This is a genomic window from Eubacterium ramulus, from assembly GCF_003122485.1.
GTDB lineage: Bacteria > Bacillota > Clostridia > Lachnospirales > Lachnospiraceae > Eubacterium_I > Eubacterium_I ramulus_A.
In genome coordinates this window covers 1-9,191 of the sequence record NZ_JRFU01000157.1, presented here as the reverse complement: position 1 = coordinate 9,191, position 9,191 = coordinate 1, and the positions used below count along the sequence as shown (strand labels likewise).

The following is a 9,191-nucleotide window of genomic DNA, read 5'->3' as shown; positions in this document are numbered from 1 at the left end:
CCACCTCTGCTTGTAATTCAAAAGTATGCGCCTGATTTCCAATCCGAATACAAAAATACACCTGCCCCTGCACACTGTCAGCATTATTCGGATCTACATTTCCGGTTGTGCCAGTGATACCAATGGCAACATCCGTGTTCAACTTTTCCTGTGCAGTTTGTGCCATTGCCTCTGCACATTCTCTGGAATATACACCGTATTTCTCAATTACTTTTGCATCCACACCGATCAGAATCTTTGTCTCATTCAAATAAGTAACAAATCCTCCCGGAAAGATTGCTGATGCTCCTTCCGTATCAGTGATCATAGATGCAATCATGCCGGAAGTACAACTTTCCATTGTTGAAATGGTCGTATGAGTTTCTATCAGTTTTTTTATAATATTGTCTATTCGGTTTCTGTTCTGTTCCATTTTACCCCTCCATATTTTTCCTTTTTAAACGATGAAGTGTACTATGAGATAAATTATGCTTATTCGTTAATGTATACCAATTTTCAGTTGAATTTTCAAGCGTTTTCCAAAAAGGTGAATAATCTATCATCACGATATCTCCATCATTTATTGTATGAAATGTATGTACCAGATCCTTCGAACCGTGTATTAGAAGATGATATCATTAGTTTTTATGGTACCTCTACTGGCTTATATTCTTATACAACAGTACTTGGTGCACAATTAACAATTCCGTCCGTTTTAGCAGTTTACGTTGATATAAACTAATTAATCTACATCATTTGAAAAAAATCACTAAAAAATCATGGTAACTCTGAATCCACTCAAAGTTACCATGATTTTTATCCTGTTTCTCTGAAATATCAAATTTTTCCATCCTTATCTTTGCAGCGTCTGCTGAATCGTCCTCAGCATCCGGTCCACATCAATCGGTTTTGTAATAAATCCATTCATTCCAACATCCAATGCCCGTTTCTGATCATCCGAAAATGCATTCGCTGTCATTGCTATGATCGGAATATGAGCCATTCCTGAAACCGGAAGCTCACGAATACGTTTTGTGGCTTCATATCCGTTCATTTTCGGCATCTGAATATCCATTAATATGACCTGATAATATCCGACCTCCACCTGTCTCAGACGATTTAAACATGCACTTCCGTCTTCTACCCAGTCCACCATCATTCCTGCACTGGTCAGAATTTCTTTTGCGATTTCCGCATTCAGCTCATTATCTTCTGTCAAAAGGACACGCACTCCCGCCAGTTCCGCATTTGCGGCAATTGCCGGTTCTTTTTGCTTATCGATAATATCGCCCTGTCCCGCAATCTTCAAACGCAGACAAACAGTGATTTTTGTACCCTGCCCTACTTTGCTTTGAATGCTCACCTGTCCGCCCATCAGTTCAACCAGTTTCTTTACAATTGCAAGTCCCAGACCGGTTCCTTCCGTCTTACTTTCCGTGGAAGTCCGCTCACGCTCAAACGCTTCAAAGGCATGTTTTTGAAATTCCTCATCCATGCCGATACCGGTATCCTGCACGGAAATCCGATATTCTGAGAATTCTTCATTCACCGGTGTTTCTTCATACTCTAGTGTAATCTTTCCACCCTCAGGTGTAAATTTCACTGCATTATTCAGTATATTGACCAGAATCTGCTGTAACTTTGTCTCATCACACCAGATACAGGGATTTTGCAATTCACTGATAAGCTGAAACTGAATGTGTTTCTTTTCCATGCTGTATTCCATTATCATATTCAGTTTTTCTGATATCTGCTTCAGATCTACGGCGGTTTCCTCCAACGTCAGCTTTCCGCTTTCAATTCTGGATAGATCCAGCACATCGTTAATCAGCTTCATCAAAACCTCTCCGGATGCCTGTATTTTTGTTACTGCTTTTCTGACAACAGCTTCATCATCCGGATGTTTTGCAATGATATCAGCAAATCCAAGGATTGCATTCATCGGTGTACGAATGTCATGAGACATGTTTGCCAGAAACGTAGCTTTCACTGCACCGGCTTCCTTCGCATCTCTGGCAGCTTCTTTCTCATGTTCCAATGCCAGCAGTAATTTTTCCCGCTGTTCCCTGTCATGCTCTTTCTTCTGATGCTCCACCATAAAAAGATATGCCAGCAGCACCGTTGCCGTCAGGCAATATGGTTGAAGCGGATACACACCGCGCAAAGAAAAAGCAAAAACATTGATCAGAATTCCCATCAACGGAATGGATGAAAAAACGGCGGATATCAGCACATATCGCTTTCCATTTTTATTTTTTGTAATCAGAATATAGCAATTCTGTACAAAGGCAAATCCATAGTAAAACAGATTCAAAACCGCAAACGACTTGAACCACGGTCCACGGGTATACACACTATGATCATCAATGTTCCACAGCATCCCATTAAACACAGACACAATCACAAGAACAACCAGAAGCATCATCGGAACCGCTTCCAGTATCCTTATGCAGATTCTGCGCTGCACTCCCATATAGCTTTGTATAAACAAATGCCAGGTATACGGCATGATAACGTACATCAACAGAAATGCAAATGCAATGATCCGAAATGCCCTTACACTTCCTCCTTCTGTAAAAAAGCATTTTACAAAAAGGGCATCCAGCGCTACATATAGCTCCACTGCTGTAGTAAAAATAATTGCATATGTCTTACTGATACTTCTTTCAATCGACGTGCCGATTTTTATCAGAAAAAGTGTCAAAACGATCAATAAAAAACCGGATATCCCCAAATATAATTCTTCCATTTTCTTGTCCTTTGTAAAACTTGTCTTCGTAAAAAATTTCTGTATTGCAAAAATGCGTAGAAGAATATGTCACGCTTTGCATGACGCACATTTTGCATTAAGAATACTGATGCTCTCTTGAATTCATTTTATCTTTTTTCTTTTCGATATGCAAGGAAATCAGACGTTTCACCCGACGATTCTTTTTCTTCACATTCAAGTCAATCATATGTGAACCTTGGTGCGTAATTCTGGTCAGCGTAAGCTGGCATAATCTTCTCAAAATCTCTGCATCTGTACACAAAAAATCCCTCTGACTTCTGCTGTCTGTTTGACAAGCATATTCAGAGAGATTTTTCTATAGAAAACAAATATGCAAATCCATTTGTGTGGATTTTCTTTTTAAATGTTGTACTCCGGTACAACGGTCTTTTCTTCGAAGAAATAATCGAAAATTTTCTTTTTGTAGTGTGCAAAATCGCTACCACCACGATCACGGTATTTTCCAAGTTCTACTTCGATGACATCTTTGATACGTCCCGGTCTTGCGGACATTACCACAATGCGATCTGCCAAAAATACGGCTTCTTCGATATCATGTGTAACCATGATCATTGTATTATGAAAACGCTCACGGATCTTCAGTAACTCTTCCTGTAACTCGATCTTGGTCAGTGCATCCAATGCGCCAAACGGCTCGTCAAGCAGCAGAATTTCCGGCTGACTCACCAGTGATCTTGCGATAGCTGCACGCTGTGACATACCACCGGATAACTGGCTCGGATATGCCTTTTTGAACTCGCTTAATTTTACAAGTTCCAGATACTGATCGGAAAACTTTATTTTTTCCTCTTTACTCAGTCCCTTTAATCCCAGCTGTACATTTTTTTCAATGCTCATCCATGGAAACAGGCGGTGCTCCTGAAAAATCATGCCACGGTCCATGCCCGGTCCTTTGACTTCATTTCCGTCCACAGTTACCAGACCAGTGTCGTTTTTCTCAAGTCCTGCAATGATTTTTAACAGAGTACTTTTTCCGCAGCCACTGTGTCCAACGATGGCGATAAACTCACCTTCCTGAATCTCAAGGTTGATATCTTTTAATACATCTACTTTCTGCCCATCGACAGTAAAGCTTTTATTTACGTTCTGAATTGATAATGTCTTTCCCATTTGTGCTTACCTGCCTTTTTCCCATGGTGTGCATAATTTGCCGATCAGTGAGATCGCCAGATCCATGATCACACCAACTACTGCGATGGCGATGATTCCTGCAAATACAACCGGATACTGCATCAGGCTTCGTGCATCGTTGATACGGAAACCGATACCGGAAGTAGCTGCGATCATCTCTGCACCTACCACTGCCATCCAGGATACGCTGAGTCCCAGTTTTAATCCGACAAAAATGGACGGAAGTGCAGATGGCAGATAGATTTTTGTAAACTGCTGCCAACCATTCAGATGATACATTTTTCCAACTTCGATCAGCTTCGGATCGGTACGCTCAATACCGCTGACGGTGTTGACCAGAACCGGGAAATATGCTGCCAGAAAAATAACGGCAACTTTTGACTCCTCACCGATACCAAACCAGATGATCAGGATCGGAACCCATGCGATCATTGGAATCTGACGGATCGCGGTAAATGTCAGCATGAAGAAACGGTTTGCAAATTTGTTCATTCCCATGAGCACGCCAAGCAAAATTCCTACAACGACTGCCAGTGCATAACCTTTGGCAATACGGCTTAAACTGATGCCGATATCTCCCGGCAGGGTGCCGTTTGCGATCTGTTCTTTTAAGGTTTCAAGCACGGTGCTGATCTTTGGTAAGATCAGTGTAGACATCGCACCGGTAGAGGTGGCAAAATGCCACGCCAGTACAATGAGGACCGGCAATATGATCATGTTGATAAAAATCAACAGTTTTTGTATAAATACGTTATTTCCTTTGTACATGCTCACGCGACCTCCTTACTGTGCGCTTTCCTGATACTCCTGCACTGCTTTTTCCAGATAGGAGGAATCAATCCAGGAATCAAAATCTACCTGATTGGTGATGATGTTGTTGTTCAGCTCAAATTCTTCAATATTTTTCAGTGAAGTAATATATCTGTCATCCAGACTGATCGGATATCCAAGTTCCAGATCAGATACAGCTACCGATTTTACCTGCTCTAACGTTCTTCCGCTCTTCTCAGCAGATAATTCATAGAATGCCTCCGGATCAGATACGATATCATCTTTTGCCTTCAGCATTGCTTTAATGATTGCCACACTCACATCAGAATTTGCACTGATATAATCAGATCTTCCGATCAATACGTTTGGCTCATAGAAAACATCCGGATCAGCTTCCACACCTTTATGTAAAATAGTCGCTTTTCCCTGTTCAACTAAAGTATCTGCCTGTCCGTATGTAACAACTGCTGCATCTACAGCCCCGGTGGAAAGACTGGATAATCCTTCCGGGATTGTGCTGTTAACAAGCTGTACGTCATTCTCTGTCAGGCCAGCTTCTTCTAACACTTTCAGCACATACATCTGAGGGGTTGCACCTCTCTGGTAGGAAATGGTTTTTCCTTTTAAATCCTGTAAGGAAGTGATACCGGAATCAGCGCTGACTGCAAGCTGCCATACAGAACCAAAACTTGTCACGGTCAGTAATTTCGTATCAATGCCGTTTGATTTTGCCATGATTCCTGCAAACCCCGCATAATATGCGTAATCCAGATCTCCGGATACTAACGCCTCATGAATCGCCGGTGCTGCTCCTGTAAACGGAATCAGGTCTGCATCGTAGCCTAATGGATTCAGATATTCATCCAGATATCCTTTTTCCTCTGCCACTGCCAGTGCTCCCTCTGCCCATTCATATCCGGCACTTGGAAAACCGATGTTGACAACCTCATAACCATCTTTATTTTTTTCTGCTTTCGCACTTCCATCAGAGGATGTTCCGTTGTTGCTTCCACAACCGCTGACCACCAGACCTAATGTAAGAACGATACCTAAAACTGCTGCAGTAATTTTTTTGCTTTTCATTTTTCTTCACTCCCTGTGGAATTCTACTTTTTTTCAATTCTTCTTTGGTTTGCAGGCAGATATCTTTCGACACCTGCTTGCGTTACTTATCTGTTGTTTCTACATTATTTATTTTTTTCATGAAACAGGTAATTTTCCTATTTCTTGACCAGATCACTTTTCTTTACAGTTGCGACACAGAAGTTTACTTCTTCATCCTCATCCTCAGATGCACCGCCACCTGTCATCAGACGTGCATTCGGATCTACACCATCGATGGTTGTCACTTTTCCAAGTCCGTTTCCTACTAAAGAGCCCGGTACGCGGAAGATTTCTACATCAATCGGCTCTACGGAAATTTCTTCTGGTTTTTCCACCTGTGGAATCCACTCATATGGTACACGATAAGCACGATATACCATATTGTTAGTGAACTGACCAAGAATGGTGTTGAAATACGGATTGATGTACTCCCATACGATTTCATGGTCCGGTGTTACCTCGATCAGACGTCCGTCAGATCCCTCTGTGATCAGTGTATTTCCGTTTGGAAGTCTCTGTGCGCCACTGATATAGGAGCTGTAAAATTTGGATGCATCTGTGAATAACAGGTTTCCTGCTTCTAACGGTGTATACTGCCATGTGATCTCCAGTGTGATCGGATTAAACTGTAATACTCTGGAATAATCTCTTCTTGCGTTATTGACACCAGTTAATGCGCCAGGGTTCGGAGTACCGTAACCGCCTTCGCCACCATTATCAAATATAAGCAGATCGCCTTCGCCCGGAAGTCCTTTCGGAATCATATGTAAATGATGCTGTCCGATGATCCATCCAAGTTTTTTGGTTGCTTCACTCTCGTTAAAATCCGGTCCTACGCGCCATACAATGTCGCCTGTCTCTTTGCTGATGATGGCAAGAATGTTGGAATTTCGTGCATCAATGATAATGTTATCCGGATGGAAACGCTCATCTCCCTGATCGTACCATTTGTTCTCACCTAATACGGACATGCTGTTGATGTGCATCCAGTCGCCGCCGGCTTCCCCCTGCAGGCATGGATTACGGAACAGTGCATTTTTTGCTGCCTCGTCAAATCCAAGCTGATCAAAATGATCACTTGCACGCCAGCTCCATAAAATATTTCCTTCCCAGTCAACTTCGATGATCTTGTCGTCGATCAGTCGTTTGTCGGAAATATCATGATTGTATAAGTTCTCATGTGTCAGAAGTAAGGTATTTCCACTGTCTGTTTTTGGCTCTCCGCCCGGATAATAATATCCAACGGTAGATCCCTCTCTCTGGAAATCATGATGCTGTCTTGCCATGTAAACCGGATCTTTGTCACCGTCTGCGATCAGCTCTGTTTTATCGAATTTCCAGACGATGTTGCCGTCCCAGTCTACCTGAACCAGATCGATCTGATCCTGATACGCTTTTTTACCAGGTCTGGTTCCTGTAGTTCCCATTACATATCCGCCCGGAAGGATCTTGTTCGGAAATCCGCCAAGTCCTGCCCAGAGCTGAACTTCACGACCGTTCATGTCAATTAAAAGTGCTCCTTTTGCGGATGGAAAAACGGTGTAACCGTTGAATGTTTTGTCTTTATTGTAAATTAATGTTCCTGTTGGAAAAATACTTGGATATCCCATGATGTTGTCTCCTGTTCTGTTCTAAATTCTGACCTTTCTACCTTCTTAAACACAATTCAAGAAGTATCCCACGAAAAAGCGATTCGGTCTTTTCTAAATTCTGCTATGTAAATTTGACCTTTTTCCCAAAAAAGTGGTTCGGTCTATAATTTTTTGATGTTTTCTGCGATGATTAATTTGTGTGTAAATCCTACGGATTTCTCTCTGATTTCTCCGTCCTTGAAATATAACAAGGTCGGTACGGAGCTGATTTCATATTCGTCTGCCAAAGACAGTTCATCCGGAATCAGTACTTTTCCGAAATAAACATCATTTCCTGCTTCCTCGGAAAGTTCTGTGATGCCCGCCTCCAGCTTCTTACAGTGCTTACAGGTTGCAGAATAGAATTCTACAACGACAGTGCTATGCTCTCTGATTGTTTTGTCAAAATTTTCTCTGGTCAATTCGTTTACCATGCTGTTGTTTCCTTTCTATTTCTCCACCCTTTATTCTGACTGGGTTGTTTTTTGTTTTATCAAAGGCAAAGGATATTCGCTATCCTCATATATATTGCAAAAACATCATTGCTTCTGCATTATATTCATATTTTTAAAATCAGGTTATCTATCTGGCAATCTCAGTTTTATATCTGTGTCGTCTTATATTCTCTATTATTGAATCAGATTATTTTCTAATAATATACTGTATTGCTGAATTTGCAGCGTTTGCTCCATCTGCGGCTGCGGTGATAATCTGTCTGAGTTCTTTTGTTCTGACATCTCCTGCCACAAAAAATCCAGGTTCTGAAGTTATGCCATCTTCTCCGGCTTTGATGTATCCGCTCTCATCCAACGTCACCAGATCTTTGACGGCTTCTGTCTGTGGGATCATGCCAATTGCTACGAAAATGCCTTGAATCTCAAGTGTTACTCCTGTATCTAATAAAAGCTTTTCAGCTTTCTTTTCACCGACGATTTCCTGTACTTTCGCATTTCGAATGATTTCTACATTTTCTTTTTGCTCCAGTTTTTCAAGTATGGATGCATCTCCTCGAAATTCTGCTCTGCGGTGAATCAGATAAACTTTGTTACAGATTTCGGAAAGTAATAAGGCATCATCTAACGCACTGTTTCCTCCACCGATTACGGCTACATCTCTTTTCTGGTAAAAAGCTCCGTCACAGGATGCACAGTAGGAAATTCCTCTGTTATCGAATTTCTCACTTCCCAGAACGGTAAGTTTTCGATGTGCAGCTCCTGCGGTGTAGATCACTGTTTTGCTCTCCAGCACCTCGCTACTTTCCAGTGTGGTTTTAAATCCTGTAGCTGTTTTTTCAAAGGAAACTGCTTCGCCTTCGAAAAATGCAACACCAAGTGCTTCCACATGTTCCCGGATTTTTTCGCCTAATTCATAACCGTTACTTCCATAAAAACCGGGATAGTTGTCAATGCGGCTGCTCTCTGCCATCTGACCGGTTCCTTCATATTCTTTTTCTACTACCAATACGTCCAGATTGGCACGCTTTGCATAAATCGCTGCAGTCATACCTGCCGGTCCACTTCCGATGATCAGAACATCTGTCATTTGTTTTTCCTCCCGTTTTTATATTTCCTATTATTCATACTTACTTAATAGGTTTTGCATGTCATTGATACTATCACATCAAATAAAGGATGTCTAATACACAAAAAAAATAGCCAGTTATAGATTTTGGCTATAGCTTATTGGTGAGTGGCTTAAAATTTACTATTTAAAGTCTAATAAAAGACCTTCTGTATTTTATCTCAGTCTGAGTTGAGACTCCCACTTCTGCAAGTGGTGAGTAG

The 9,191-nt window shown here is 41.5% G+C and carries 8 protein-coding genes; all 8 read right to left on the bottom strand.

What is annotated here, in order from left to right; all coding sequences use genetic code 11:
* The coding region (locus LG34_RS13645) for a CinA family protein (protein WP_109216557.1) at window positions 1-412 on the bottom strand (412 nt) is incomplete at its 3' end.
* Window positions 413-832: 420 nt separating this feature from the next.
* On the bottom strand, window positions 833-2,728 hold the full coding sequence (locus LG34_RS13635; RefSeq protein ID WP_109216556.1) for a hybrid sensor histidine kinase/response regulator: 1,896 nt from the start codon (window positions 2,726-2,728) through the stop codon (window positions 833-835).
* 381 nt (window positions 2,729-3,109) lie between these two features.
* Window positions 3,110-3,880 carry an ABC transporter ATP-binding protein gene (locus LG34_RS13625; protein ID WP_109216554.1) on the bottom strand — a complete coding sequence of 257 codons (771 nt, stop codon included), beginning with the start codon at window positions 3,878-3,880 and terminating at the stop codon, window positions 3,110-3,112.
* A 6-nt stretch (window positions 3,881-3,886) separates the two neighbouring features.
* On the bottom strand, window positions 3,887-4,669 hold the full coding sequence (locus tag LG34_RS13620) for an ABC transporter permease (RefSeq protein WP_242979908.1): 783 nt from the start codon (window positions 4,667-4,669) through the stop codon (window positions 3,887-3,889).
* 15 nt (window positions 4,670-4,684) lie between these two features.
* Window positions 4,685-5,755, bottom strand: coding sequence for an ABC transporter substrate-binding protein (locus tag LG34_RS13615; RefSeq protein ID WP_109216553.1), 1,071 nt, complete (start codon window positions 5,753-5,755; stop codon window positions 4,685-4,687).
* A gap of 137 nt (window positions 5,756-5,892) precedes the next feature.
* Entirely contained in the window at window positions 5,893-7,386 is a 1,494-nt protein-coding gene (locus LG34_RS13610) for an aryl-sulfate sulfotransferase (protein WP_109216552.1), read from the bottom strand.
* A 143-nt stretch (window positions 7,387-7,529) separates the two neighbouring features.
* Window positions 7,530-7,841 carry a thioredoxin family protein gene (locus tag LG34_RS13605; protein ID WP_109216551.1) on the bottom strand — a complete coding sequence of 104 codons (312 nt, stop codon included), beginning with the start codon at window positions 7,839-7,841 and terminating at the stop codon, window positions 7,530-7,532.
* A gap of 208 nt (window positions 7,842-8,049) precedes the next feature.
* Window positions 8,050-8,949 carry an NAD(P)/FAD-dependent oxidoreductase gene (locus LG34_RS13600; RefSeq protein WP_109216550.1) on the bottom strand — a complete coding sequence of 300 codons (900 nt, stop codon included), beginning with the start codon at window positions 8,947-8,949 and terminating at the stop codon, window positions 8,050-8,052.
* Between the last annotated feature and the right edge of the window lie 242 nt (window positions 8,950-9,191).